Origin of the sequence: Anaerococcus sp. AH8042_DFU013_CI05 (assembly GCF_047936775.1) — a bacterium.
GTDB lineage: Bacteria > Bacillota > Clostridia > Tissierellales > Peptoniphilaceae > Anaerococcus.
Map to the genome: position 1 here is coordinate 1,409,438 of NZ_CP175954.1, position 26,604 is coordinate 1,436,041.

22 protein-coding genes are annotated in these 26,604 nt (G+C 33.6%); 6 read left to right on the plus strand and 16 right to left on the minus strand.

Annotation, left to right across the window (positions count from 1 at the left end; translation table 11 throughout):
• Positions 1–8: 8 nt before the first annotated feature.
• Both ACKRLN_RS07315 and ACKRLN_RS07320 read right to left on the minus strand, forming a co-directional pair.
• Positions 9–326 carry a PTS fructose transporter subunit IIB gene (locus ACKRLN_RS07315; RefSeq protein ID WP_203128010.1) on the minus strand — a complete coding sequence of 106 codons (318 nt, stop codon included), beginning with the start codon at positions 324–326 and terminating at the stop codon, positions 9–11.
• 1 nt (position 327) lies between these two features.
• Entirely contained in the window at positions 328–750 is a 423-nt protein-coding gene (locus tag ACKRLN_RS07320) for a PTS sugar transporter subunit IIA (RefSeq protein WP_295883804.1), read from the minus strand.
• A 197-nt stretch (positions 751–947) separates the two neighbouring features.
• Between ACKRLN_RS07320 and uraA the strand changes: the two genes are divergently transcribed.
• On the plus strand, positions 948–2,216 hold the full coding sequence (gene uraA / locus ACKRLN_RS07325; RefSeq protein WP_295883801.1) for a uracil permease: 1,269 nt from the start codon (positions 948–950) through the stop codon (positions 2,214–2,216).
• A 309-nt stretch (positions 2,217–2,525) separates the two neighbouring features.
• Here uraA and ACKRLN_RS07330 read toward each other — a convergent pair whose 3' ends face one another.
• Positions 2,526–3,443: a CPBP family intramembrane glutamic endopeptidase gene (locus ACKRLN_RS07330; protein ID WP_416334733.1), complete on the minus strand. Its 918-nt coding sequence runs from the start codon at positions 3,441–3,443 to the stop codon at positions 2,526–2,528.
• Positions 3,444–3,523: 80 nt separating this feature from the next.
• A complete protein-coding gene (locus tag ACKRLN_RS07335; protein WP_296142154.1) occupies positions 3,524–4,195 on the minus strand; it encodes a hypothetical protein in 672 nt (223 codons plus the stop codon).
• A gap of 67 nt (positions 4,196–4,262) precedes the next feature.
• Here ACKRLN_RS07335 and ACKRLN_RS07340 point away from each other — a divergent pair, with 67 nt between their 5' ends.
• Positions 4,263–5,126: a hypothetical protein gene (locus ACKRLN_RS07340; RefSeq protein ID WP_416334734.1), complete on the plus strand. Its 864-nt coding sequence runs from the start codon at positions 4,263–4,265 to the stop codon at positions 5,124–5,126.
• 107 nt (positions 5,127–5,233) lie between these two features.
• Positions 5,234–6,790 (plus strand): N-acetylglucosamine-specific PTS transporter subunit IIBC, encoded by a 1,557-nt coding sequence (gene nagE, locus ACKRLN_RS07345; RefSeq protein ID WP_416334735.1) that lies wholly within the window; start codon positions 5,234–5,236, stop codon positions 6,788–6,790.
• Between the two features lie 198 nt (positions 6,791–6,988).
• On the opposite strand, the gene ACKRLN_RS07350 is transcribed toward nagE, so the two are convergent.
• Positions 6,989–7,153, minus strand: coding sequence for a hypothetical protein (locus ACKRLN_RS07350; protein WP_416334736.1), 165 nt, complete (start codon positions 7,151–7,153; stop codon positions 6,989–6,991).
• Positions 7,154–7,192: 39 nt separating this feature from the next.
• On the opposite strand from ACKRLN_RS07350, the gene ACKRLN_RS07355 reads away from it, so the two are divergent.
• Complete coding sequence (locus ACKRLN_RS07355) at positions 7,193–8,116, plus strand: haloacid dehalogenase-like hydrolase (RefSeq protein ID WP_416334737.1); 924 nt, start codon at positions 7,193–7,195, stop codon at positions 8,114–8,116.
• A 67-nt stretch (positions 8,117–8,183) separates the two neighbouring features.
• Here the strand turns inward: ACKRLN_RS07355 and ACKRLN_RS07360 are convergent, their stop codons facing one another.
• Together ACKRLN_RS07360 and thrS are read right to left on the minus strand one after the other, a co-directional pair.
• Positions 8,184–9,566 (minus strand): MATE family efflux transporter, encoded by a 1,383-nt coding sequence (locus ACKRLN_RS07360; protein ID WP_203128031.1) that lies wholly within the window; start codon positions 9,564–9,566, stop codon positions 8,184–8,186.
• Positions 9,567–9,705: 139 nt separating this feature from the next.
• Positions 9,706–11,628, minus strand: coding sequence for a threonine--tRNA ligase (gene thrS / locus ACKRLN_RS07365; protein ID WP_296142162.1), 1,923 nt, complete (start codon positions 11,626–11,628; stop codon positions 9,706–9,708).
• A gap of 329 nt (positions 11,629–11,957) precedes the next feature.
• Here thrS and ACKRLN_RS07370 point away from each other — a divergent pair, with 329 nt between their 5' ends.
• Together ACKRLN_RS07370 and ACKRLN_RS07375 are read left to right on the plus strand one after the other, a co-directional pair.
• Positions 11,958–13,622 (plus strand): FAD-dependent oxidoreductase, encoded by a 1,665-nt coding sequence (locus ACKRLN_RS07370; RefSeq protein WP_416334738.1) that lies wholly within the window; start codon positions 11,958–11,960, stop codon positions 13,620–13,622.
• Between the two features lie 260 nt (positions 13,623–13,882).
• A protein-coding gene (locus ACKRLN_RS07375; RefSeq protein ID WP_416334739.1) for an IS3 family transposase occupies positions 13,883–15,294 on the plus strand; the annotation gives its coding sequence in 2 pieces (ribosomal slippage) (positions 13,883–14,389 and positions 14,392–15,294; 1,410 coding nt in all).
• A 110-nt stretch (positions 15,295–15,404) separates the two neighbouring features.
• On the opposite strand, the gene ACKRLN_RS07380 is transcribed toward ACKRLN_RS07375, so the two are convergent.
• The 9 genes from ACKRLN_RS07380 to ACKRLN_RS07420 all read right to left on the minus strand — a co-directional run bounded on the left by ACKRLN_RS07380 (position 15,405) and on the right by ACKRLN_RS07420 (position 26,594).
• Positions 15,405–16,769, minus strand: a complete 1,365-nt coding sequence (locus tag ACKRLN_RS07380) for a hemolysin family protein (protein WP_416334740.1) — start codon at positions 16,767–16,769, stop codon at positions 15,405–15,407.
• A 97-nt stretch (positions 16,770–16,866) separates the two neighbouring features.
• Positions 16,867–18,471, minus strand: coding sequence for a Na+/H+ antiporter NhaC family protein (locus tag ACKRLN_RS07385; protein WP_416334741.1), 1,605 nt, complete (start codon positions 18,469–18,471; stop codon positions 16,867–16,869).
• A gap of 659 nt (positions 18,472–19,130) precedes the next feature.
• A complete protein-coding gene (locus ACKRLN_RS07390; RefSeq protein WP_203127210.1) occupies positions 19,131–19,754 on the minus strand; it encodes a hypothetical protein in 624 nt (207 codons plus the stop codon).
• A 1,039-nt stretch (positions 19,755–20,793) separates the two neighbouring features.
• A complete protein-coding gene (locus tag ACKRLN_RS07395; RefSeq protein ID WP_203127209.1) occupies positions 20,794–21,522 on the minus strand; it encodes a V-type ATP synthase subunit D in 729 nt (242 codons plus the stop codon).
• A 9-nt stretch (positions 21,523–21,531) separates the two neighbouring features.
• A complete protein-coding gene (locus tag ACKRLN_RS07400; protein WP_296142168.1) occupies positions 21,532–22,899 on the minus strand; it encodes a V-type ATP synthase subunit B in 1,368 nt (455 codons plus the stop codon).
• Positions 22,899–24,656: a V-type ATP synthase subunit A gene (locus ACKRLN_RS07405; RefSeq protein WP_203127207.1), complete on the minus strand. Its 1,758-nt coding sequence runs from the start codon at positions 24,654–24,656 to the stop codon at positions 22,899–22,901. The genes ACKRLN_RS07400 and ACKRLN_RS07405 overlap by 1 nt, the downstream gene beginning before the upstream one ends.
• Positions 24,657–24,667: 11 nt before the next feature.
• The gene (locus tag ACKRLN_RS07410; protein WP_203127206.1) at positions 24,668–24,979 is read right to left on the minus strand and encodes a V-type ATP synthase subunit F; all 312 of its coding nucleotides are present in this window, start codon (positions 24,977–24,979) and stop codon (positions 24,668–24,670) included.
• Positions 24,972–26,033, minus strand: a complete 1,062-nt coding sequence (locus tag ACKRLN_RS07415) for a V-type ATPase subunit (protein WP_416334742.1) — start codon at positions 26,031–26,033, stop codon at positions 24,972–24,974. Before ACKRLN_RS07415 ends, ACKRLN_RS07410 begins: the two co-directional genes overlap by 8 nt.
• A gap of 9 nt (positions 26,034–26,042) precedes the next feature.
• Positions 26,043–26,594 (minus strand): V-type ATP synthase subunit E, encoded by a 552-nt coding sequence (locus ACKRLN_RS07420; RefSeq protein ID WP_296142175.1) that lies wholly within the window; start codon positions 26,592–26,594, stop codon positions 26,043–26,045.
• Positions 26,595–26,604: the final 10 nt, after the last annotated feature.

Consider the following 26,604-nt stretch of genomic DNA (forward strand, 5'->3'; position numbering starts at 1 on the left):
ATTTCCTCCTAGTTTATACCTAAATCCTCTTCAATATCATTAAATACAGTTTCTATATCTTTAATAGCCTCTGCTAAAGAAACTTCATAAATTTCATATCCCTCAAACCTTTCCATGTTCTGAGGTGTAATAGCAGTTGAGAGTAAAATAATATCAGCGTTAGCAATATCTTCTGCAGTTAATTCATTTTGTATACCATCTGAACCTTGTGTTTCAACTTTTGTTTCGTATCCTCTTTTTTTTGCTTCATTCTCCATTGATTCTGCAGCCATAAATGTATGGGCAAGTCCCATTGTACAAGCACATAAACCTACAAATTTTTTCATATTATTCTCCTACTTCCTTTAGTTGTTCATATATTTCTTCTACATTTGCTGTTTCCAAAAATTCAATAAATTCTCTATCAATTAACTTTCTTGAAAGATTAGCCAAAGTATCAATGTGATCTCCTCCCTCCTTTTTACTAAAAATTCCTATTATAATTTTTACTTTTGTTTCAGACCAATCTATCATATTATTTAATCTTAAAAAAATAATTGTATTCTTGAAAACATTTTTACTTTTTGCATGAGGTATTGCTAAAGGCTCTACTAAAGCGGTACTCATTTCTTCTTCTCTATTAATTAAATCTTCTTTAATCACTCGAGAATCTCCTGCGATACTTAACTCACATGCTTTTTTAGATAAAAAATCTAATACTTCTTCCTTAGTTTTTAAATCCAGATTTGTGATAACGTTTTTTCTATCCATAATCCCTCCTTCTTAAGGATATTATATCAGAATATTTTTTTTAATAATTTGAAATATCTTCATTTAAATGTGCAATTTTAAAAATTAATACATCCATATAAATTTACAAAGTCCGTTTAATTAAAACTTTATTTGACAATTTTATTTATTTCATTTAAAATATTGAAGATTTGGAGAAAAATAATAAGGAGGTTTTGATGGAAGATAATAAGAAAATTTATAATGTAAATGATGATGTCCCTAGAAAGCTACTTATCCCTCTTGGATTGCAGCACACATTTGCCATGTTTGGGGCATCTGTTTTAGTGCCAATATTATTTGGTATCAATCCTGGTATTGTGCTTTTGATGAATGGGATTGGGACTTTGCTTTTTATTTTAATAACTAAGGGCAAGGCTCCGGCTTATTTGGGTTCTTCTTTTGCTTTTCTTGCACCGGGTATTGCCATTATAGAGTCTCAAGGATTTGAATATGCCCAAGGTGCATTTGTAGTGGTTGGCCTTTTGGGTTGTGTACTTTCTTATATAATTTATAAATTTGGCACTTCTTGGATAGATGTTGTTCTCCCACCTGCTGCTATGGGTGCGGTTGTCGCACTGATTGGTTTTGAGCTTGCAGCAAATACAGTATCTGGTGGAACAATTGGGGCAAATCTTATGACTGATACCGTTTCTTCATCTGACTGGATAGTATTTCTAGTAACTCTTATGACTGCTATTTTAGGTTCAATAATGTTTAAAGGTTTTATGTCTACGATTCCAATTTTGATTGCAATTATTGTAGGATATATTGTAGCTTATTTTAATGGTCAAGTAGACCTTACTCCAGTTCGTGAAGCTAGTTTTTTCACTATCCCTCATTTTCAATTAGCAAAATTTTCACCAGAAGCAATCTTTGCTATGTTGCCAGTTATTTTGGTTATTGCAGCGGAGCATATAAGCCATCAAGTGGTAACCAGCAACATTATTGGTCAAGATTTGATAAAGGATCCAGGTCTTCACAGATCAATTTTTGCAGATAACTTTTCTACAGCTATTTCTGGTTTTGTAGGTGGTGTACCAACTACAACTTATGGGGAAAATATCGGAGTTATGGCTATCACTGGAGTTTATTCTGTAAAAGTTATTGCAACAGCTGCAGTGATTTCAATCCTAATGGCCTTTATAGGACCACTATCTGCTCTTATTTCTACAATCCCAGGCAATGTTATAGGTGGGGTTACATTCTTGCTTTATGGCATGATTGGTACCAGCGGTATAAGACTTTTGGTTGACCAAAATGTTGACTATTCAAAAAGTGATAATTTGATACTGACTTCTGTAATATTTATTGCTGGACTAAGCGGCCTTTCTATTCAATTTGGATCTATAGAATTAAGTGGAATGGTGCTTTCTTCTCTGGTTGCGGTTATTTTGTCATTGATTATTTATTTTATTAAGAAAGCTGGGCTTTCTAATCTGGAATAAAATTCTACTCATTTTTTAAGGCAGATAACATAGTAGCATATGATTCTAGATTTACTACTTCGCTCACTTGGAGGGCCACTTTAAGGGGGTTCCGATACCCCCTCCAAAGCATCTTGCTTCGCAAGACCATTCCATGGAGGGTCCTCCATTAGCCGGACGGGCTAGTTTCAAACCACCCGCAAACTTCACCCCTAAACGGCCCCTACGCGGGGAGCGTTATATAAGGTAGGCTTTTTAAAAAAGCCTATCTTTATTTATTTTATATTAAAAACTGCTTTATAGACTAATTTCTACAAAGCAGTTTTTTCTTTAGAAAGATCTTTTATATTCTTTACTTGTACTTTTATTTTTATTATTAACGGCTACCAGTAAAAGCATAATTGCCAAAACTTCAATCCAAAATGTCAAAAATCCGCCTTCTACTCCAAAGGCTCCTCCTGTTAGGAATGGATTGCCAACAAGTTGGGTTTTTATTAGGCTTATATTTGATTGGCTGATGCCTGATACGTTTATGCCGTATATATTTCCTTGGGCAAAGTTCCAAAAAGTATGGGCTGCTGCTGGGAAAAATATGTCATCCGAAACATAAAACATTAAGGAAAATATGACTCCCATTAGGAAAATATTTATAAAGGGAAATACTCCAAAACCATCATTTCCAAGGTGCATTATAGAAAAAATAAGGCTATTAGATATAATTGCTAGTTTCACTCCATTTTCTGCTGCAAAATAATTCATAAGCACAGATCTTGCCATCAATTCTTCGCTAAAACCTTGAAAAACCCAGCCAATAAAAAAAACAAGAAAAATCCCTGGATTTATATTTTGATAATTTGGGTTAATTTCTGCTAAATTGCGGATTTTAAGCTGCAAAAAAACTCCTGTAATTAGAGCAAAACCAAATAATGCCCCCTTCAAATAATTTTTGACCCTGTCTGGGTTTTTTAAACCCATAGAAAAATCATTATAATTTAGGTATTTTTTTGCAAATATGTAAATTAAAACAGTGGCTAAAACCGTCCCGTATAGTAGGCCCAAAATCATCTTATCTGCTGGCATAAGAGTTTTATAAACATCTACGTTATTTAAAAGACTAGGAAAAAATACAGCTCCCAAGGCTAGTTTTGGCAATGTTGTAAGCATTATCAAAACTACTACAAGGATGACTGCACTCCTATGTTTTTGAACTCTCTTAGTTTCCCTAATCGTTAAATTATCTTCAAACATTACTCGCTCCGTTATATTTTATACATTAATTATAACTATATTTTATTTTTATGCCAATAAAAAACACGGAATTTTCCGTGTTAATCATTATTTATTGCATCATCTATGCTATCAGTTGCTTCAGGTGAGCTTGATTTATCAGAGTCACTTGTTTTTTCAGACCCTTGCGCATATTCTAAGGCCCCACCCAAGATTGCATTTATGAAATCTCGGGATTCGTTGATTTCGTATCCATTTATCTTTCGATTTAAGAAAATGGTTGCTTCTCTTGTGTTTAGCTCTTGGTTTGGATCAGATAAGGCTACCATATAATCGCCATGGGTCTTCTCATCATCCTCACTATCTTCTATCTTTTCATAGACATCTATGTAATTTACATTTGATATCTTTAATTTTACTTCCTTGCCTCGGCTTTGTTTTTCAACACTTTCGACTTCTATATCTAGGTTTTCGAAATTGTTATTGTAAAAATCTTCCTGCTTGGCCCCATCATCAGAATATGATGTTCTTAAAACTTCCAATATTATAGGAAGTCTTTCAGTATTGTTTTCCATATATTCTGTATCGTAAGTTTTTATAGCTTTTTCCAGACCATCTACAGTTCTATTTACATTTGATATATAAAATTGGTAGATACCAAAGGGAATTCCTATTATCAAAAGAGCCATAATTACATAAGGGAATATGAAAAGACTGCGTTTATTTGGTTTTCTATGTATATTTCTTCTTGTTTTTTTTGCTGTTTTTGCCATAATTTCCTCTTTAATCTTAATTATACCATCTATTATACAATTTTAATAAATATGATAAGATAGGATTATGAAAAGTTTTAAGATTAATTTAATGGATTTAACAGCTTTAATATTACTAATTTTCTCATTTTTCCTACCCTTTATAGGTGCAAATATAGGGATAAGTAACAATGTTTTACTTATGCTTATCAATTGCTATTTGATAGGATACTTGTCATATTTGATTTCCTTTATGGAAAGCAAAAAAGTCTTTTTTATGGCCATACCCCTAATTTTATATAGCGGATTTTTAATATTTTTTATGCGTGGCTTTAAGCTAACTTTTGAAAAACAAAGACTTGAGGACTTACTTTATGTAATTACAAATTTATATGATGTCATATTTGTAGTTTTTAGCTTTTTTATTATAGACCTCATTTTATCCCGCATAGTTGGGGCCAGAGGGACTATTGGTTTTGGGATATTTGCCCTTATCCTCTACTATGTAATGCATAATACTAATGTTTTGCCTTTTGATTTTTATTACAAGGATCTTTTAGTATATTTTTTCTTTTTTGTTATGGGTGCTAGACTCAAACAAGCGATAAAATTTAATAATTTTCTCTTTGTTTTAGCTGTTTTACTCTTTGCAGGAGAGATTTACTTATACTATTATCTAAAATACTATCCGGGTTTTTATATCTCAATGATAATACTTACCTATTTAATCTTAAAGCAAAGCCCAGATGTCCAAGCTACAAACAAACAAAGATATTTATTTTTTGCCTATCTCTACCCTTATAAAGTGATCTATGTTTTACTAAAAAGTGTGATAGATGCTAGTCCTCTAGTGATTACTATTATAGGAGTACTTTCTGTATTTATATTGGCTGAGCTTTTGTATAAAATCAGAGCTAAGTTTATGGACTACTTTTTTATAGGAATTCACTAATCACCTACAAAAATCATTTTCATATGCCCCAATTTGTGATAATATTAAGGATATAAATGATTTTGTTTATCAATTTATGTATCATTTAATATTAAGGAGGGTAGTTTATGAAAGAAAAACTACAAAGATTAGGTCAATCCCTAATGCAACCGGTTGCGGTTATGCCTTTGGCAGCCTTGCTACTAGGAATTGGTTACTTAATTGACCCAGATGGATGGGGTGCATCATCACCTATAGCAGCATTTTTAATTTCTGCTGGTGGGGCAATCTTAGATAACCTAGGCATTTTATTTGCAGTAGGTGTTGCATTTGGTATTGCCAAAGAAAATCACGGAGCAAGTGCTCTTGCGGGTTTAGTTGCATTTTTGACCCTTTCAAAAATGTTATCACCTGCTACAGTTGCCCAGCTTAGAAGTATAGATTTGGAAGCTTGGCAAGCAGCTGATCCTTTCCAATTTTCAGCTTTTGATAAAATTGGAAACGGCAACGTATTAATCGGTATCTTATCAGGTATTTTAGGTGGAAAGGCTTATGATAGATTCCACGGAACTCGCTTGCCAGATTTCCTAGCCTTTTTCTCAGGTAGAAGACTTGTGCCAATTATGGCTTCCGTTTATGCCTTAGTTTGCTCACTTATTTTAATGTTCCTATGGCCAGTTATTTACTCAACTCTAGCTACATTTGGAGAATTTTTACTAGGTCTTGGGGCAGCAGGTGCAGGTATTTATGGTTTTGCAAATAGACTATTAATCCCAACAGGACTCCACCATGCTTTAAACCAAGTATTTTGGTTTGACCTTGTTGGTGTAAATGACATTCCAAACTTCCTAAACAATGCTAAAGACACAATCACAGCAACATACCATCCAGGTATGTATCAAGCAGGATTCTTCCCAATTATGATGTTTGGTCTGCCAGGAGCAGCCCTAGCTATGGCTCAAAGAGCAGATGAAAAAAATAGAAAAACTATTAAGGCTCTTATGATAGCAGGTGCCCTCGCTTCATTCCTTACAGGAGTTACAGAACCACTAGAATTTGCATTTATGTTTGCAGCTCCACAGCTATACTTTGTACACGCAGTGCTTACAGGTATTTCAGTATTCCTAGCAGCAAAATTACAAGCATTTGCAGGATTTGGATTCTCAGCAGGTCTGATAGACTTCTTCCTATCATCACAAAACCCTATGAGACAAAATATGTGGATTTTAATTATAATGGGAGTCGTATTCTTTGCCCTATACTATCTAATTTTTAGAACATTAATTGATAAATGGGATATAGCTACCCCAGGTAGAACATCAAAATCAGCTAGAAAAAATGACACAACAGTAATAAAAACAGAAGATAAGGGCAGAGTCTCAACAGCTGATAAATCAGCAGACGAAGAGCGTGCAGAACAAAACGCAAGTGTAAAAGGCTCATACGCCGATACAGCAAAAACAATATTAGAAGGACTAGGCGGCCCAGAAAATGTTGATACAAGCAGCTATTGTACAACAAGACTACGTCTAACAGTAAAAGACCCAGCAAAGGTAGATGAAGAAAAAATCAAAGCAGCTGGAGTAGCAGGACTAATCAAACCAGGTCCAAAAGCAGTTCAAGTTATAATAGGCCCACAAGTTCAAGCAATACACGATGAATTTGTAAAACTATTAGGTAGATAAACGAATAAAAAATATAAATCAGCAGGGGTGGCTTGCTGATTTTTTTTGTGGAAAGTTATGCTATAATTAAATAACCACTTAACTAAGTGGTGAGAGGGGGTGATATGAAATGTTACCATCAGTAATGGAAAATTTTATTTTCCCCTTGCTAGTCGGACTTATACTTTTGATAATATCAAAGTATATAGACTCAGAAAACTAAACTAGCAAAGAAAAAGACAGTAGTTCGCCGCTACTGTCTTTTTTAGCGAGTAATACTACTCCGTTACCATCAGTTTTTCCTTGTTGCCAAGGGCTTTGATAGAGGTAGCTTCTCTTACCTTTACTATATACCACTATTAGTGGTTTTTCAATAATAATCATCTTGCAAATATGGGTAAAAAACACTCAAAGGAGTAAAAAATGAAAAGACTATTAAATTTTCAAGGGGCAGACTTTTTAAATGCAAGTCCCCTAGAATTAAAACAAGCAATCCTAGCTAGTGAAGGCAGGGTCATAGTTTCAGAATCAGTTGTCACATTTGAGCCTTATGTAAATGGACTAACAAATGCAGAAATAGAAAAGGCCTTTGGGGCTGATATTTTACTATTAAATGTTCTAGACTTAGATAATCCAAAAATAGAAGGAGTGCCAGAATCAGAAACAAACCCCATAGCTTGGCTTAAAAAAGCTACATCAAGACCACTTGGAGTAAATCTAGAGCCAGTAGATGAAAATGCACCTATGACCCAAGGCAAGGAAGAAATAGCAAAAGGTCGCAAAGCCACCATAGAAAACTACAAGAAAGCCAATGACTACGACCTAGATTTAATTTGCCTAACAGGAAATCCTGCCACAGGAGTGACCAATGAAACAATATTAAAAGCAATTAAAGAAGCAAAAGAAAACTTTAATGGTCTAATCATAGCCGGCAAAATGCACGCCGCAGGCACAGATGGGCCAGTAATGGACTTAGAAATTGCCAAAAATTTTGTACATGCTGGATGCGACATACTCCTAGTCCCAGCCCCATACACCATCCCACACTTTAACGAAAATGATTTAAGGAAAATAGCAGACTATATCAGATCCTACAACAAAGATAAAGAAATAGACCGAAAAGTCCTAATAATGTCAGCCATAGGCACCAGCCAAGAAACCGCCGACAAAGACACCATCAGACAAATAGCCTTAGCAGCAAAAGCAAACGGCGCCCACCTCCAACACATAGGAGATGCTATGAATGGCATATCCTTGCCAGAAAATATTTATACTATGGGAGTAGCTATTAGAGGAGTAAGGTGGCAAATTTATCAGATGAGTTCTTCAATAATTAGAAATAAGTAATATTATAAACTGTTACTTATGTATAGAAAAATCTAAGCATTATTCCGAAAAAAAAAAAGACAGTAGTTTATGCTACTGTCTTTGCTGGTTCTAGGGTGTCTATCTTATTTCTAACTTCTTTTCTTAGCATCCATGTACATAAAACTGTATTTAATGATTCTGCTATTACAAAAGCCCACCATGCTATATTTAGGTTGCCTGTACGGCTTAGGGCGTAGAATATTGGAATTAGGATTATTAATTGTCTTAAGAATGATTGGAAGATAGCTATTTGCCAGTTTCCTAGAGATTGGAAAACTCCTCCTACTGCTACTATAGATGGGACTGCTGTGATGTAGGATAGGGAAACTATTCTCATCATTGGCACCCCTATTTCTATCATGGATTCTGTTGCATTAAAAAATCCTAATAATTGTTTTGGGAATATCCACATTATTAGTACTGATATTGTCATTAGAACAAAAGAGCTTTTTATAGCTAAACCAATAGACCCTTTTATTCTTTCTTTTTTTCTTGCTCCATAATTATAGGAAACTATAGTTGTTAGTGCATTTGATATACCAAATACTGGCAAAAATGCAAAGGACTGAAATTTAAACATTACACCAAAAGCTGCTATAGCACTTGCTCCAAAGTCTCTTAGGATTAGGTTTAAGACAAATACTACTACTGAACCTATGGTATTCATTACTGTAGTAGGAAACCCTATCCAAAAGATTTGTTTTACTATATCCCCATGAAATTTAAACTTTTTTGATGTAAATTTTATATCGTGGTTTTTAGTTTTGTTAAAGTAAAAACCTATCAAGGTCCCACCTATTTGGCCAATCACTGTTGCAATGGCAGCTCCTTTTACTTCAAGCCTTGGAAATCCAAAGAGCCCAAAAATTAATATTGGGTCAAGTATTAGATTTATGACTGCTCCTGATATTTGGGTAATCATTGAGTAAGTAGTAAGAGATGTTGCTTGGAGTAACTTTTCTGCAAGCACTTGGAAAAATATCCCCATACTAAAGATAGTTACAATATACATATATTCTTTAGTGTAGGTTGTAACCGCTGCATTTTGTCCTTGGGCGTTGGCAAATGAGTTTGTAAATAATATACCAACCAAGGCAAATATTACATATGTGATGGCAGATATTACTACTCCGTGGATAGCTACTGACCCTACCCTATCTCTATTATTTTCTCCCAAAAACCTAGATAATAATGCTGAAGCCCCTACTCCTATACCTACTGCAAAAGCAATTAGGATATTTTGCACTGGAAAGGCAAGTGAAACTGCCGTTAGTGCATCTTCTGATATCCTTGCTACAAACATAGAGTCTACTATATTATAGATTGATTGAACTAGCATTGAAATAACCATTGGTATTGCCATTTCTAGCAATAGTCTATCAATTGGTAATGTTCCTAGTTTATTTTCTGTTATCTGTATTTCTTCCATAAAATCTCCCTAAAAAATAATTATAGATTATATTTAAGCTTATACAGTAAACCCGACTTGCAAATTTATGTCAATAGTGGCTAGGTAAAGTAAAAAAGCCTAGGAATGTTTTCCCAGGCTTTTTTTCATAATTTTTTGCTTAGAAAGCAGGATTTACTGATTTGCTATCTCTTTCTTCACTTAATTTTTCGATTAAGTTTTCTAATGAAACTTCTGGTGTTTCTTCACCATCTCTGTTTCTAACTGTAAGTAGTTTTGATTCTTCTTCTTTTTCCCCTACTACTAGCATGTAATTTGCACGCATTAGCTGGGCTTGTCTGATTTTATAGCCTACTCCCTCGCTTCTTTTATCTACAGATACTCTAAATCCAGCTTCTTTAATTTGTTTTTCTAAACCTTCTGCTGTATCTAGGAATTTATCTGATACTGGGATGATTACTACTTGTTCTGGGTTAATCCATAGTGGGAATCTACCTGCAAAGTGTTCTGTTAGTACACCGATAAATCTTTCTACTGATCCTAATAATGCTCTGTGAAGCATAACTGGTCTTTGTTTTTCACCATTTTCATCAATGTATGTTAAATCAAAGTTTTGTGGTAGTTGGAAGTCTAGTTGGATAGTACCACATTGCCATGTTCTTTTTGCTGCATCTTCTAAGTGGAAGTCGATTTTTGGACCGTAAAATGCACCATCACCTGGGTTTAACTCATAGTCCATGCCACGTTCTTCTAGAGCTGCTTTTAATTGTTCTTCTGCAAAGTCCCAATCCTTGATATCTCCCATAAAATCATCTGGTCTTGTTGATAATTCTAGTGAATATTTAAAACCAAATGTTGAGTATAATAGGTCAGCTAAGTCTATCATTTTGTAAACTTCATCTTTGATTTGGCTTGGTAAGCAGTAAACGTGAGCATCATCTTGGGTAAATGTTCTTACTCTAAATAATCCGTGAAGTGTACCTGATAGTTCGTGTCTGTGTACTTGACCAAATTCTGCAAGTCTAATTGGTAAATCTCTGTATGAATGTTGGTTTGATGCATATGTTAGTACTGATCCTGGGCAGTTCATTGGTTTTATAGCATAGTCTTCTTCATCTATTTTTGTAAAGTACATATTTTCTTTGTAGTGGTCCCAGTGGCCTGATCTATGCCATAGTTCTTCGTTCATGATTAAAGGAGTTTTGATTTCTCCATAACCACGTTCTTCTAAAACTGATCTCCACCAGTCAAGAAGTTCGTTCATTAAAACCATGCCGTTTGGATGGAAGAATGGGAATCCTGGTCCTTCTTCATGGAAAGCAAATAAATCCATTTCTTTACCGATCTTTCTGTGGTCACGGCGTTCGATTTCTTTTTGTAGTTCTTCCCATTCAGCAAGTTGTTTTGCTTTTTCAAAAGAAATTCCATATAGTCTTTGAAGCATTTGACGGTCAGAATCACCTCTCCAGTAGGCACCTGCTATAGTTTTTAGTTTTACTGCCTTAATTTTTTTTGTAGACTCAAGGTGTGGTCCACGGCATAGGTCTACAAAGGCATCTCCCATTTTGTAAAGAGTGATTAGCTCATCTTCTGGTAGGTCGTTGATTAGTTCGATTTTGTAATCTTGACCCATTTCTTCAAACATTTTTAAAGCTTCTGCACGAGAGATTTCGATTCTTTCCATTTTGTGGTCAGCTTTAGCTATCTCTAGCATTTTTTTCTCAATTTTTGCAAAATCTTCTGGGACAAATCTGTGGTCTAGTTCCATATCATAGTAGAAACCATCATTAATTGCAGGTCCTATGGCAAATTTTGTATCTGGCCATAAAGCTTGTATTGCTGCAGCCATAACGTGGCTTGATGTATGCCAGAATATTTCTTTTCCTTCTGGATCATCAAATTTTACAACTCTAAAGTCACTATCTTCATTGATTGGCTCCATATATCCGCGTGTTACACCATTTACAACCGCTCCTAGGGCTTGTCTATATAGTCCCTCAGAAATATCTTTTGTAACTTGGCCAACACTTACGCCAGCTTCATATTCTTTTACCGAATTATCTGGTAATGTAATTTTTATCATAAATTCTCCTTTTTTATTCCACAAAAAAACCGCCCTTATCGTTACCGATAAAAGGACGGGTTATATCCGTGGTTCCACCTAAAATTTGTGCTCATTAAAGTCTTAACGCGACCAACGTTTTAATCTCTTAAAAAACTCCAGGGTGGTTTTTCATAAAAACTCATATAAGACCATCTCAGCACCGGCCTCTCTCTGTGGATACTTATAATTACTACTTTTCCTGTCATAGTTAATATTTATATTTTTAGTTTACCACGATAAGTTATTTTTGCAAATGGAATTTGGGTAAATATTAAAAAAACGTTGAGAAAATAGCAAAGGATATACATATGAAAGTAGTAATAGTAGGAGCGGTGGCGGCTGGTGCCACTTTGGCAGCGTCCTTGCGTCGCTTAGATGAAAATATTGAAATAGTAATGTTTGAAAAAGATAGGGACATGAGTTTTGGTAACTGCGAACTTCCCTATTATTTGTCCTACGAAATAAAAGATAGCACTCTTTTAGTCCACAGAGACAGCGAAAAGTTTAAAAAAGGCTACAATATCGATGCCTACAACTACCACGAAGTAATAGCCATCAACCGCGAGGAAAAATACGTCACAGTTTTGGATAAGGGATGTGGTGAAGAATTTAACGAGACATACGATTACCTCGTTCTAGCCCCTGGCGCCCATCCAAACATTCCAAAATCCATAAAAGGAACTGACAAAGACCTTGTTTTTACCATCCGTAATGTCATGGATGTAGAAAATATCAGAGCCTATTATGAAAAGACAAGGGCAAAAAATATTTTGGTAGCAGGTGGCGGATTTATAGCAGTAGAAGCAGCCCATGCTTTAAACGAACTAGAAGATACCAATGTTTCTATCTTTGCCCGCAGCAAAATTTTATCTATGGTAGATGATGAGCTGACAGCTTTCATTGATGAAAATATCAGGGAAAATGACGTAAATATTATCCGCGAGAAGGAATTAGTTGAGATCTGCGATGATGAAGTAGTTTTTGCATCTGGCAAAAAAGTAAAAGCAGATATGATAATCCTTGCCCTTGGCATGACTGCAAATAACAAATTAGCAGTAGAAGCGGGTTTGGAAATCACAGAAAAAGGCTCTATTGTAACTAATGACAACTATCAGACCACAGATCCAAATATTTATGCCATTGGTGATGCCATTGATATTACAAATTTTATAACAAATGAGAAACAAAATCTAAAACTAGCATGGCCAGCCCATAGGCAAGCGAAATTCTTAGCTAATCATTTGCTAGGAAATGATGACGAGCCGCTCAAATATATAGGCACATTTTTGATAAAATCTTTTGATTTAAACATTGGCATGACTGGCTTAAATGAAGATACTCTTAAAAAACTTAATTATGATTACGATGTAACGCTCATTTCCCACTCCGATAAGGTCGGCATAATGCCAAGCTCCGAAATGGTCTATATGAAATTACTTTTTGAAAAGAAAAGCGGCAAAATATATGGTGCCCAAGCCCTAGGAAAGGGTGTAGTGGATAAAAGAATAGATGTTATCGGCACACTTATAAAAATGGGCGGAACAATTTCTGATTTGTACAATCTAGAACTAGGCTACCAACCTTATTATTCCACAACTGAGGATATAAATAACGTAATAGCAAGCCAAGCCATTAATATTTGCAAAGGCCGCCTCCCACATGTAAAATTTTCTGATTTTTGCAATACAAAAGATGAGTATGACATAGTAGATATCCGCAATAAAGCTGCCTTTAACGAATGCCACATCAAGGGAGCAAGGCTAATTGAGGGCAAAAAATTAAGAGAAGACTACAAAAAAATCCCAAAAGACAAAAAAGTTTTATTTTACGATGAAACCGGAATCCAAAGCTCAAATATGATAAAAATGCTAAATAATCTAGGATTTGAAAATGTCTATATGCTAGATGGTGGCTTGCTTTACTTTAGAAAGTATGATGAATATTTCAAACTTGGCATGCTTTGTGATGAGTAAGAGTAGGTAAGAGAAAATAAAATTTTAAAAAGCCTTCTGTTCGTAAAAAATTGCCATAAATTCTAATTGAAGAAATTCGCTTAAAAATTGCACTGTTTGAGCGTAAGCGAGTTTGCAATTTTTAGAATTTTGAAATTATGAATTTATCAATTTTTGGAGTCAGTTTAGCTTTTTGTAATTTTATATTGATATAAAAAATCACCCTCATTGAACTGACCCCTTAAAGTTGGACCTAATCAACTTAAGGAGGTCAGTTTTTTATGGCAAAATATAGAACAGAATTCAAATATAAACTAGTTAAAAGATATTTAGAAGGTGACGAAAGTTATGAATCTTTAGCTAAATCATTCAATATTCCTGATAAATATCAACTAAGAGTATGGGTGAACGCATATCAAACACTAGGTTATGAAGGATTAAAAAGATCTAGAAATAAGAAGGATTACTCTACAGAATATAAATTAAAAGTAGTAAAGTTGTATTTAACAAGTGAAATGTCCTATCTAGACCTAGCCAATAATTTAAATATATCAAATCCATCTATGATATGTACATGGATTGGCAAATATAGAAAATATGGAATTAAGGGACTGGAAGCTAAAAAACGAGGAAGGCCTTCAAGTATGACTAAAGAAGATAAAAAAGTTAGTAAATCAACAGATAAACAATATACTCAAGAAGAAAAAGATAGAATCAAAGAACTTGAAGATCAAGTATATTGGCTACAAATGGAAGTAGATTTCTTAAAAAAAAAGAGGGAATTCAGACAAAGGGACAAACTCAAAAAGAAGAAATAGCTAGGATAATACACGAACTTAGAGAAACATACAAATTGAAAGATTTACTAAATAAATTAAACTTTCCAAAATCAACATATATGTATTGGCAAAAAAGATTCGGTAGAACTAACAAAGATGCTGATTTAGAAGAAAAAATATTAAATATTAGAGCTAATCATAAAAACTATGGATATCGTAGAATATATGGACATTTAAGAAATCAAGGAATACTAATAAACAAAAAGAAAGTACAAAGATTAGTCCAAAAACTAAAACTACAAGTTACAAGCTTTGGAAGAAAATCTAAGTATTCATCATACAAAGGGCATATAGGAAAGTTATCAGACAACCTAATAAATCGTAATTTTAAATCAGAACTAGCTCATCAAAAGATAACAACAGATACATCAGAATTTAAATATTACGCCACTGATGATAAAGGTAATACTAGAATAGGTAAACTGTACTTAAATGCATTTCTAGATATGTATAATAGTGAGATAATATCATATTCCATAAGTAAAAGGCCAACAATAAAAGCAATCTTAACCCCACTAGAAGAAGCCATCAATATAACAAGTGACTGCAAAGAAAGAAGAATAATTCATTCAGATCAAGGATGGGGATATCAGATAAATCAGTACACAAAAAGACTTAAAGAATATGGAATAACTCAAAGTATGTCAAGGAAAGGTAATTGCTTAGATAATGCTCCAATGGAAAACTTCTTTGGAATACTAAAACAAGAAATGTATTATGGTCAAACTTACAAATCCTATGAACAACTAAAACAATCCATAGAAATGTATATCGAATACTATAATGAAGAAAGAATAAAAGAGAAATTAGGATACTTATCACCGGTAGAATATAGAAGAAGGAATGCTGCTTGAAAAATAGACTTTCCCCTAGGGGAAAGTACAAACAAAAACATCAGACACAGATATAAATCTATGCCTGATGTTAAGTCCAACTTTTTGGGGTCACCTTACATCGGGTGATTTTAATTTTCATCAGAATCTTCGCCAATTATTACTTCATTGTCATTGGCATTCACTTGATCTTTTAGTTTTCTAATCCTGCAAGCCTTTATCCTATTATCCTCAATGTAGAGGATTTTTATTTCGTAGCCGTTATAGATTATTGTTTCGTTTGCTCCTTCTTCTGGGATGTAGCCTAGTTTATCTATTATAAATCCACCCAGCGAATCAAAATTTTCGTTATCCTCATCTATTTCAATAGGGATTTTTTCGTTTAGGTCTTTGATATTCATCGAAGCTTTTACAACATAAACTCCCTTGCGATTTTCTCTAAATTCGCTTGAAAGATTAGCTCCTTCATCTAAATCTCCTACAATTTCTTCTAGGAGGTCATCGATTGTTACTACTCCTGCAAATCCGCCATATTCGTCAATCAAAACTGCCATATGAATGTGTTTTATCTGCATATCTGCAAATAATTTGTCCGTTTCAATTTTATCTGGTGCGTAGTAAGCAGGTTTTATCAGGCTTTTGACATGGACATTTTTTATCCCAACCCTAGTTGCTTCTAGTAGATAGTCCTTGGTATAAAGAATACCTAATATATTATCCACTTCGTCTTCATAAACTGGGATACGGGAGTGTTTTATCTTTGTAAATTCATCTAACCAAGTCCTATCTTCATCATTTATGTCTATCATAAAAACATCAGTTCTAGCTGTCATTATTTCTTCAGCAATCAAGTCATCAAATCCCATAATAGAGTGGATCATTTTTGATTCCATAGGGCGAATGATTCCTTGATTTTCTCCAACTTGAACTATAGATTTGATTTGCTCGCTAGTAACTGCTTTTTCGATGCCCTTGGCTTCTATGCCAAAGATTTTCATAAATAAATTTGTTACAAATCGTGTGAATTTTACAAATGGATTAGTTATAGCAAGGATAATATGTGATACAAATATCGTATTCATTGCAAGGTCCATTGGATTTCTAACTCCAATTCTTTTTGGAATTTTGTCTATAAAAATTATTTTTATTATGACAAATAATATGAGTGATAGAAATATATAGGTGTTTGTGCTAAAGTTTTGACCAAATATTGTGGCATCACTTACCGCAATTCTGATGCGTCTTACAAAAAAAGTAACTATTAGCAAAGTCAAAAATAAGTCTATCATTTCAAAGGATTGATTTAGCCTATCCTGATCGCTTATTATTTTTAAAAGTGATTTAGCTTTACTGTCTCCCTCTTCTTCTAATTCCTTAAGCTTTTCAATATTGAGGGAAATAAGTCCAGTATGAATTGCAATTAAGACAGCATTTAGGGTTATTAATATTGCTGTTGTAATTACATTTTGTACACTAAAATAGGGGCCTTGGTCCATTTATATTCTCTCCGTTCTTTCTTTATCTTAAAATGACTATATACATTATTTTAGCTATTGTCAAAGCAATTATGTACAAAAAAAGAGTCAACTCCCATTATGAGCTGAACTCTTTTTTATTTTTTAATTTTAATACATACATCAAGGCAAAAATTACTATCACCCCAAAAGTTAAAGAAATAATTGCGGAATGAGTAAATCCTGCTATGATATATGCTATTGAAGATATAGCTGCAACACACATACCATATGGTAATTGAGTTTTGACATGATCAATATGAATACAGCCTGCACCTGTAGATGACATTATAGTTGTATCAGATATTGGAGATAGATGGTCTCCACAAACTGCTCCCGAAAGAGTAGCTGATATGCCTATAAAGAATAATGGATCTGTCGGTTCAAACATAGATACTACAATTGGTATCAAAATTCCAAAAGTTCCCCAGCTTGTTCCTGTAGCAAAGGCAAGAAATATTGCAACTATAAAAATTACAACTGGTAAAAATGAATTTAAACTTCCTGCTACATTTTCCATAAGTCCACCTACATATTGTGTCGATCCCAATAGGTCGTTTGATATATTTTTTAGGCTGGTAGCCATTGTCAAAATCAAAATAGCTGCTACCATTGAAGAAAATCCTTCAGAAATAGCATCCATTGATTTTTCAAATGTTAAGGCCTTTTTTGCTACAAAAAATATTATAGTGATTACTAGGGCAATAATAGAACCCATGGCAAGAGCTATTGATGAATCGGTGTTGGCAAAAGCATTTACAAAATCGTGATAAAAAGGACTTTGTAAATCAAAAAATCCGCCTACATTAATTAAGCTAGTAACACAAGAGATAATCAAAACCAATACAGGAAAAACCAAGTCAATTACAGACCCATTTGAATTTTGATCTGAATCATAAGTAGAAGCATCTTTCCTAATACCTAGATATCCCTCATTCATAGCCCTTTGCTCATATTTTTTCATTGGCCCAAAATCATTATCAAAGGCTATAATATTTATTACAAAAACCAAAGTCAAAAGAGAATAAAAATTAAAGGGAATGGCTCTTACAAATAACTCTATGCCTGACATATGGCTACTTTCGGCATATCCTGAAACAGCAGCAGCCCATGAAGATATAGGTGCTATCATGCAAACAGGAGCTGCCGTTGCATCTATTATATAAGCAAGTTTTGCTCTTGATACTTTGTGGGAATCAGTTATAGGTTTCATAACAGATCCACTTGTTAAACAATTAAAATAATCGTCAATAAATAGCATTATACACATACAAAATGTAGCAAGTTGCGAGCCTCTCCTAGTCTTTATTTTTGAACTTGCCCAATCTCCAAAAGCTTTTGATCCTCCTGAATAATTTATAAGCACAACCATTATTCCAAGAACTACTAAGAATATAAATATCCCTGAACTTCCTGAAATAGAAGTAATAAATCCTTCTTGCACTAAATTATTTAGAAAAACTCCAAATGATCCTCCTGATGCTAAAATAGCACCTGTAGTAATCCCTAAAAACAAAGATGAAAACACCTCTTTGGTAAATAATGCCACAAAAATAGCTACTAAAGGTGGAAAAAGTGACCAAGCACTAGCCTCAGTAGCCTCTCCTGTTATTGCAATATATATAGCAAGCCCTAAGGATAGAAGCGCGACCCCAAGGGCTGGTTTTAACTTTTTGGTATCCATAAAAAACCTCTCTATGAGTTTTAAATATTTATAAGTCTGTACTTTATATAATTAAACTCAAATATTTTGACGTATGTCTTACATTATACTTATTTTTTTCATATATGAAAATCCTTTTATTCACCAACAGAAGCTTAAGATATATAAAAGCAAAAAATCTTAAAATATTTATTGGTTATATTGATCTAATAGCTAAGAGATTTAAGTCTCTTCGTTATAAATAATGTAAAATAATTACATTTATGACCTTTATTATAAATTATTTATTACTACAGAGAGAAAGAGTCAAGTCCATAATATTGTGTAAAAATAACTAGCACAATATTATGGACTTGACTTTTGAAAGTATAGATTAGTTTTGTAATGTTATTTTATTATATAAAGAATGAACAAAATAATACCACCTAATACTAAAGTTATACCTACAGATAAGATAACAGTTTCCAAGCCATCTTCATATGTTATTGGTTTAAAGCTATTATTACTCTTTTTATAAAAGATTATAGTCTCAATAGCAGATATTCCCAACGATATCGCAAGAATATACCAAATATTTAAAGAGGCCTGTAGTAAATTTATTGAGATAACATAACAAATAAATAATATTAAGTTGTAAATATAAAGTTGTGATATTGATACATTTTTTGGCTTTTTCATAATTATTTACCACACTGTTCACTTACCCAAGTCCAGCCTACAGTATTTACACCACCTACTATAAAGGCTGCAAGAGGACCGCCTACCATTCCGGCAATTGCCGCGTATAAACTACCTATACTATGTCCTACTAAACCAACTACATAAGGACACCAAGAGGCGGCATCAGTTTTATAAGTACTGATATTTGGAGATACATATAAAATTTTATTAAATTCACCGTTATTATCTTTGCCTACAATCATTTTAGAACCGTTTTCTTTAATAAATTCTATAGTTTCTGGATTATTATTTATTGAATGCACTCTAATCTCAGAATTAAGATTTTTATTTACTTGAATTAATCCTGTAGTAGATTCATCTTTATTATGATAATAAATGAAATCTAAATCTTTTATTGATCTTACATTCGGATCTATAATAAAATCATTTTTCTCCAACTCTTTAATTTTATTATTTAAAAAATCACTCTCATTTGTTAATTCTGATAAGTAAGTTTCTTTATGTAATACAACTTCATTTTTGACCTCTTTAGATTCAGATGCATAAGCTACGTTCGAAAAAATTGGCAAGCATAATGCGAGTGTTAAAAACATTGATATTATCTTCTTTGAAGTCTTATTCATATTAATCTCTTTTTCTTTTATAAATTTTTATTTGATTTTTTATATTCCATTACACAAAATTGACAAACTATAAGGTTAATATATTAACACATAATTTTCAACATTCAAAAGTACTCTTGTATTATACAATGTACCCACAAAATTTTTTTTAAAACATCTAGTTTATAAAAAATTGATAGTATATGTGTAATTCTATAAAATTAAAAAGGTTATTTGAAAACTTAACTAATACAATGTTTTAATGAGCAAACGAAACTAAGAGGAATCGAATAATATAATATAGTTTGCAATTGATGACAAAGTACAAAATTTAATTAACGAATCAGTAGTCAATAAAGTTGCTAAATCTATTTTAATTAAAGAATTTAATGAACTTATGGAAAAATAATATTTAGATAATAAAACTATACAAACGTTATTAAAGAAACAACGGATACTATCAATGTGACTACACCATGAAATAGGTACTCTAACCCTAAAAGTACTTGGAACTCTTGACTGTAATTTCTCTATGTAATTATTTAAGCTTTTTGGAAAAATTAAATGAAAAAGTAAAAGATACGAGATATCTTATAATTATGATTCAGTCATACGAATGATTAAAACCTATTATCTGATTGAGTTCAAGATTTATTGATATAAATGAATTGTATGGTGAATATTTTACTAGATATATTTACACAAGATTATGGACTTGACTATCTTTTTTTCAATTTTTATTTAGAATTTATAATAATTATATTTTTTCTTATATGTTAGAAGAAATTTTTACTTGTAGTATTTAAAATAGTGATTCTATTTAAATTATTAGAGTGAAATTGTATAGACAAAAAGAGGCTGTTGCAAAATAGATAAATCATTCCAATATCATTAGGCACCCCAATGATGGAAGGATAGAAATCCATTGATTTGCAACAACCTCTCATTAATTTTGAATTTTGTATTAAGGGAAATAAGTCCAGTTTATATAGCAACTACGATAGTATTGATACTTTTAAAATGGCTACCGTAATTACATTTTTTATACTATATAGGCTTATTACTCCTTAGATAGAGTGGGCCTGCTATCGCCTTTTGGACCAATTGGATCTTGACCTTCTCTAAATCCTGGTTCATCTAAAGTATCTGTAACATCAGGATCTGAGATAATATCTTTTACTTTCATCAGTCTTGCGATAGTTGCTCTTTCGTTTTCTTCTAGTTTTGCTCTAATATACTTAATTGTTTCTTCCAAGTCTGGAATAGTACGGTATTCTAGAGCATTTACACGTCTACGTGTAGATTCAATTTCATCTGCCATTAGCTGGGTAGTTTTTTCTAGCTCTGCAAGTTTTAAAAGTTTTTCCATAACATCATTTAGCCCTGCGATTGCTTGGTCAAGGCCTGCTGATGTTTCTGCATAACCATAAGAATACATGCTTGCATCCTCATTTTGATCTACCTTAAATTCCATTTGTGGAATTCTAACACTCATGACATTTTTAACACCTATATCAACACCAACTTTTTGAGTAGGAAAGCTAACTGCTGCTTCCATTGACTCTGGGCTCATAAAGGCACTTGCAATAAGAAAATCAGAAAAAGAATCAGAAAGTTCTTTTTCTACTTCTTCTCTTAAAGTTTTATTTTCACGGATTAAAATCATAAATTGACGCATAAGCTCATCTTGCTTATCTTTTAATAATTTATAACCACGTTTGCTTGTGCCAAGCCTTTCTTTTAAGGTGTTAAGATTCATCCTAGTTGGCGTTACTTTTAGTCTTGCCATCTTTATCACCTAACCCATATATTTTTCAATAAGGTTATCATCAATTCTCTTAAGTTCTGATTTTGGAATTAGTTTTAATAATTCCCAACCTAGATTTAAAGTTTCCTCGATAGTTCTATTTGTGTAATATCCTTGGTTGATATATTTTTCTTCAAATTGTTTAGCAAATTCAGCAAAAGCAAGGTCTGCATCTGAAAGTGCTGAATCCCCTAAGATTTTTTGTAGCTCACGAGCATCAACCCCTGATGCGTATGCTGCATAAATTTGGTTCATAGTACCAGCATGGTCTTCACGAGTTTTGCCCTTACCTATACCCTTATCTTTTAGACGAGAAAGAGATGGTAATATTGAAACTGGTGGTTCTACACCTTGGTTATATAATTCACGGTTTAGGATAATTTGTCCTTCTGTGATATATCCTGTAAGGTCTGGGATTGGGTGAGTAATATCATCTTCTGGCATTGAAAGGATAGGAATTTGTGTAATAGTTCCTGGTTTGCCACGAAGTTTACCAGCTCTTTCATAAATTGTAGAAAGGTCTGTATATAGATATCCTGGGTAACCACGACGACCTGGTACTTCCTTACGAGCAGCTGATACTTCACGTAACGCTTCTGCGTAGTTAGTCATATCTGTCATGATTACAAGTACTTGCATATCTTTTTCATATGCTAGGTATTCTGCACAAGTTAAAGCCATTTTTGGTGTAGATAGACGTTCGATAGCTGGGTCATCTGCAAGGTTCATAAATAATACTGAACGGTCAAGGGCCCCAGTTTTTCTAAAGTCTTCTAGGAAAAATTGTGCTTCTTCAAAGGTTATACCGATAGCTGCAAATACTACCGCAAATCCTTCATCATCGTTTAATACACGAGCTTGACGGGCAATTTGTGCTGCTACTTGGTTATGTGGCAGACCGTTTCCTGAGAAAATAGGAAGTTTTTGCCCACGTACAAGGGTATTTAGTCCGTCAATTGTAGAAATACCTGTTTGGATAAATTCTGATGGATAGTCACGGCTTACTGGGTTTATTGCAGTACCGTTTACATCACGTTTTTCTTCTGGAATGATAGCTGGGCCATCATCGATTGGTTCGCCAAGACCGTTAAATGCACGACCAACCATATCTTCAGAAACGCCAAGTTCTAGTGGACGGCCTAAAAATCTTACAGAAGTAGATTCAAGGTTAATACCTGTTGATCCTTCGAAAAGTTGAACCATAGCACGGCCTTCTTCGATTTCTATAACACGACCACGGCGGCGTTCGCCAGATTGCATTTCTATATCTACTAGTTCATCGAAGCTTACACCTTCAACACCTTCAACAAGCATTAGAGGCCCAACAACTTCGGTTACTGTTTTATATTCTTTTAACATTATGCCTCCCTTGTTAATTGTCCAATTTCTTGGTCAATTTCATTTTTGATGTCGGTTAGTTTGCCTATTTCATCTTCGTGAACGAATTTTGCTCTTGTAATTTTTTCGTGAACTGGAAGATTTTCTAGTTTTTCAAGCTCAACACCATTTGATAAAGCTTCTAGTGATCTATCGTAATTATGAAGTATTAAATCAAGCATGATGTTTTGTTTTTTAAGTGAACAATAAGTATCTACATCATGGAAGGCGTTTTGTTGTAAGTAGTCTTCTCTGATAGATTTTGTTACATTTAGTTTTAATTTATCATCATCACTTAGGGCATCACGACCAACTAGTCTTACAACTTCTACTAGTGAAGATTCTTGTTGTAATAGACTCATGGCACGTTTTCTCATAGTTGAGAAACTTTCATCAAAGTTATTATCAATATATCTATCCATTTTGTCTTGGTATAGAGAATATGAGTTTAACCAGTTGATAGCTGGGAAGTGACGTTGGTAAGATAAATCGTAATCTAGTCCCCAGAATACTTTTACTATACGTAATGTAGCTTGGGTAACTGGTTCTGAAAGGTCCCCACCTGGAGGAGATACAGCACCGATTACTGTAAGTGATCCTATTTCATCTCTATTTCCTAAAACTTCAACTTTACCACTTCTTTCGTAGAAATCTGCGATTCTAGATGCAAGATATGCTGGGAAACCTTCATCCCCTGGCATCTCTTCTAGACGACCAGACATTTCACGAAGGGCCTCTGCCCAACGGCTTGTTGAGTCAGCCATCATAGCTACGTTATAGCCCATATCGCGGAAGTATTCTCCAAGAGTAATTCCTGTATAGATACTTGCCTCACGAGCTGCTACTGGCATGTTGGATGTATTTGCAATAAGGATTGTTCTCTCCATTATTGATTCGCCTGTTTTTGGGTCGATCAGTTCTGGGAATTCGTTAAGTACGTCAGTCATTTCGTTACCACGTTCACCACAACCTACATAAACTACCATGTCTGCATCGGCAAATTTTGCAATTTGGTGTTGTACTACTGTTTTACCAGATCCAAATGGTCCAGGGATTGCAGATGTACCACCTTTTGCAACTGGGAAGAATGTATCGATAACTCTTTGGCCTGTAACAAGTGGTTCGTTTGGATCAAGTTTTCTTCTTGATGGACGTGCTTGTCTTACTGGCCATTTTTGAATCATATTGACTTCTTTATCGCCATTTTCAGTTTCAATAACAGCAATTGTGCTATCTACTGTAAATTCTCCAGATTTTATATCTTTAAGTCTACCGCTGATTCCGTATGGTACCATGATTTTGTGTGTAAGTACATTTGTTTCTTCAACTGTACCAATAACATCACCTGCCACTACTTCATCGCCTGCATTTTTTGTTGGAACAAATTCCCATTTTGTTTCACGATTTAGTGGTGGTGCTGTAACTCCTCTAGTTAAAAATGATCCTGCAAGGTCTTCAAGTTTTTCTAGAGGTCTTTGGATACCGTCATACATGTGACGAAGCATACCAGGTCCAAGTTCAACTGATAGGGGATGTCCTGTAGAAACTACTGGGTCTCCAGGTCCGATACCTGTTGTTTCTTCATAAACCTGAATACTTGCAACATCTCCTCTCATCTCAATTATTTCGCCGATGAGCTTATCTTTTGATACCTCAACCACGTCATAGATGTTAGCATCAGATAATCCGCTAGCTTCTATCAATGGCCCTGATACTTTAGTAATTTTACCTTGTTTCAAATTAAGCTCCTTTAATTTAGAATATTGGCTCCAACAGCCTTTTCTACTGATTTGTTAATGTCAGCAAGGCCTATGCCCATTGATCCCTTATTTCCAGGGATTAAAATGATAGCTGGAGTCATTTGGTCTCTATATTTATCAATTGTAGATGGGATTTCTTTTGCAAATTTTTCTGTTATAAATATTACGCCAACTTCTTCTTTGGCAAGGCTATTTATAGTATTTGCTGCTTCTTCGCCATCTATAACTGTATATACTTCTACACCGAGTGCCTTAAAGGCAAGAACACTGTCCTTATCTCCGATTACTGCTACTCTATGCATAAGTTTCACGCAACCTTTCTAATGTAAATTCTTTTGGTAATGAATTTAGTTTTGATACTAGAATGATCCTTAGGTTTTTAATCTCAGCTTCTTTGGAGATTATATAATTCATCAAAACTTCAGGGCCATAGGTCATAGATTTTGCAAGTCTTGAATAATCCATTTGGTGATCATCAATTGCTTTTTCAAGGTCTAGTAGGTTTTGGTCAAGAGTTTTTTCATCATCCAAAGCCCTTACTATATACTTGTTGATATTTTCATTGGAAAGCTTAACCACAATGTGATTTATATCTGCTGGGGCAAGTTCTACTAATCTTTCTGGTTCAATATATCCGCCATCGATTAGTGCCTCAGATAAATCACTTGCTTCATTTCCTTGAGCTTTGATACGCAGAAGAGTTTTGATATTGATTAGGTCAATACGTTCTTTTGTATATTTTGTAAGCTCTTCTAGATCTATTTCCTTAGCATCTATTAAAAGTTTTTCGTAATATGCCTTATCAAGAGTGATATCTATGTCTTTTGGATTGTTAGTTTCTCTAAATTTTGCAAGGGCTTTTTTGCCATATTCAACATAAGTGTCATTTTCATTTACTGACTTGTTAAATGGTTCATAGCCTTCGATTTCTAGGCCTTCTAAAAATCCAACTTCGATATTATCGCTTGATAAGTGTCTTTTGATGTAAGCTAGGTCTATATTTCCTATGTCGTTATACAAATTTGCATAAGATTCGTCTTGGGCAATTTCTCTTACTAATACTTTTAGATTGTGAAAATTATATCTTTCTCTAAAGTATTGAAGAATATTGTCATCACCTGCTGTATTTTCTATAAGATCATAGGAATTTTTAAGTTCCTCATCTAATATTTTTTCGTATTCTTCAGGACGATTTAGATTTTGAATAGCATCCCTATATGATGAGTCACTTAAAGCGTTTAGCACATCTTCTACTGAATTATAATCATTTAATCTTTCTAGGTCATTGCTAGTAAGGAGGTTATTTTCGCGTATTCTAGTTGAGATAGATCCACCTATATAGTTATCTCTATTCATAAGCCCTCCTTATTTAAAGATTTCATCTGAAATTTCTTTTCTTATATCATCAATGTTGTATTTTAATATTGAAGAAAATCTGTTGTCGTATTCGATTTTGCCAGATCTTACTACAAAACCATCTTCTACTGTTTCATCAGCTACTTTTATACCATTAAATTCATTGTCCTTAATAGTATTTTTGAAGTTTTCTGCTAGTAAAATCTCGCCGTTTGTGATATTTGATTTATTTAAAGTGTTTTCAATGTAGGCTTTGTATGAGTTTTCGTCTAGATTTTTTAAGTTTTCTAGAAGTTTTTCTACTACTCCATCGATTACTTTATTTTTTGCATTGATCTCTATATCACGTGATTGTCTTTGTGTAGATACCGTTTCGTTTTTTTCGATTGTTTCGGCTTCTTTTTTTGCACTTTCAATTATTTCTTGTGCTCTTTTTTCTGCTTCAGTTTTTTTCTCGCTAACTATTTTGTTGGCTTTATCTGTAGCATCGTTTATTATATTTTGACTTTCAGTATTTCCTTCGTTAATTATTGATTCTAATATTACTTCAAGATTATTCATAATCTTTTCC

Excerpts from the sequence above, each read along its gene's own strand:
- ACKRLN_RS07360 (WP_203128031.1), bottom strand. The coding sequence starts at position 9,566 with ATGGAAGAAATACAGATAACAGAAAATAAACTAGGAACATTACCAATT.
- ACKRLN_RS07390 (WP_203127210.1), bottom strand. The coding sequence starts at position 19,754 with ATGAATAAGACTTCAAAGAAGATAATATCAATGTTTTTAACACTCGCA.
- ACKRLN_RS07320 (WP_295883804.1), bottom strand. The coding sequence starts at position 750 with ATGGATAGAAAAAACGTTATCACAAATCTGGATTTAAAAACTAAGGAA.
- ACKRLN_RS07355 (WP_416334737.1), top strand. The coding sequence starts at position 7,193 with ATGAAAAGACTATTAAATTTTCAAGGGGCAGACTTTTTAAATGCAAGT.
- ACKRLN_RS07335 (WP_296142154.1), bottom strand. The coding sequence starts at position 4,195 with ATGGCAAAAACAGCAAAAAAAACAAGAAGAAATATACATAGAAAACCA.
- ACKRLN_RS07410 (WP_203127206.1), bottom strand. The coding sequence starts at position 24,979 with ATGCATAGAGTAGCAGTAATCGGAGATAAGGACAGTGTTCTTGCCTTT.
- ACKRLN_RS07370 (WP_416334738.1), top strand. The coding sequence starts at position 11,958 with ATGAAAGTAGTAATAGTAGGAGCGGTGGCGGCTGGTGCCACTTTGGCA.
- ACKRLN_RS07350 (WP_416334736.1), bottom strand. The coding sequence starts at position 7,153 with ATGATTATTATTGAAAAACCACTAATAGTGGTATATAGTAAAGGTAAG.
- nagE (WP_416334735.1), top strand. The coding sequence starts at position 5,234 with ATGAAAGAAAAACTACAAAGATTAGGTCAATCCCTAATGCAACCGGTT.
- ACKRLN_RS07395 (WP_203127209.1), bottom strand. The coding sequence starts at position 21,522 with ATGGCAAGACTAAAAGTAACGCCAACTAGGATGAATCTTAACACCTTA.
- ACKRLN_RS07385 (WP_416334741.1), bottom strand. The coding sequence starts at position 18,471 with ATGGATACCAAAAAGTTAAAACCAGCCCTTGGGGTCGCGCTTCTATCC.
- ACKRLN_RS07340 (WP_416334734.1), top strand. The coding sequence starts at position 4,263 with ATGAAAAGTTTTAAGATTAATTTAATGGATTTAACAGCTTTAATATTA.
- ACKRLN_RS07330 (WP_416334733.1), bottom strand. The coding sequence starts at position 3,443 with ATGTTTGAAGATAATTTAACGATTAGGGAAACTAAGAGAGTTCAAAAA.
- ACKRLN_RS07420 (WP_296142175.1), bottom strand. The coding sequence starts at position 26,594 with ATGAATAATCTTGAAGTAATATTAGAATCAATAATTAACGAAGGAAAT.
- ACKRLN_RS07415 (WP_416334742.1), bottom strand. The coding sequence starts at position 26,033 with ATGAATAGAGATAACTATATAGGTGGATCTATCTCAACTAGAATACGC.
- ACKRLN_RS07400 (WP_296142168.1), bottom strand. The coding sequence starts at position 22,899 with ATGTTAAAAGAATATAAAACAGTAACCGAAGTTGTTGGGCCTCTAATG.
- ACKRLN_RS07315 (WP_203128010.1), bottom strand. The coding sequence starts at position 326 with ATGAAAAAATTTGTAGGTTTATGTGCTTGTACAATGGGACTTGCCCAT.
- uraA (WP_295883801.1), top strand. The coding sequence starts at position 948 with ATGGAAGATAATAAGAAAATTTATAATGTAAATGATGATGTCCCTAGA.
- thrS (WP_296142162.1), bottom strand. The coding sequence starts at position 11,628 with ATGATAAAAATTACATTACCAGATAATTCGGTAAAAGAATATGAAGCT.
- ACKRLN_RS07380 (WP_416334740.1), bottom strand. The coding sequence starts at position 16,769 with ATGGACCAAGGCCCCTATTTTAGTGTACAAAATGTAATTACAACAGCA.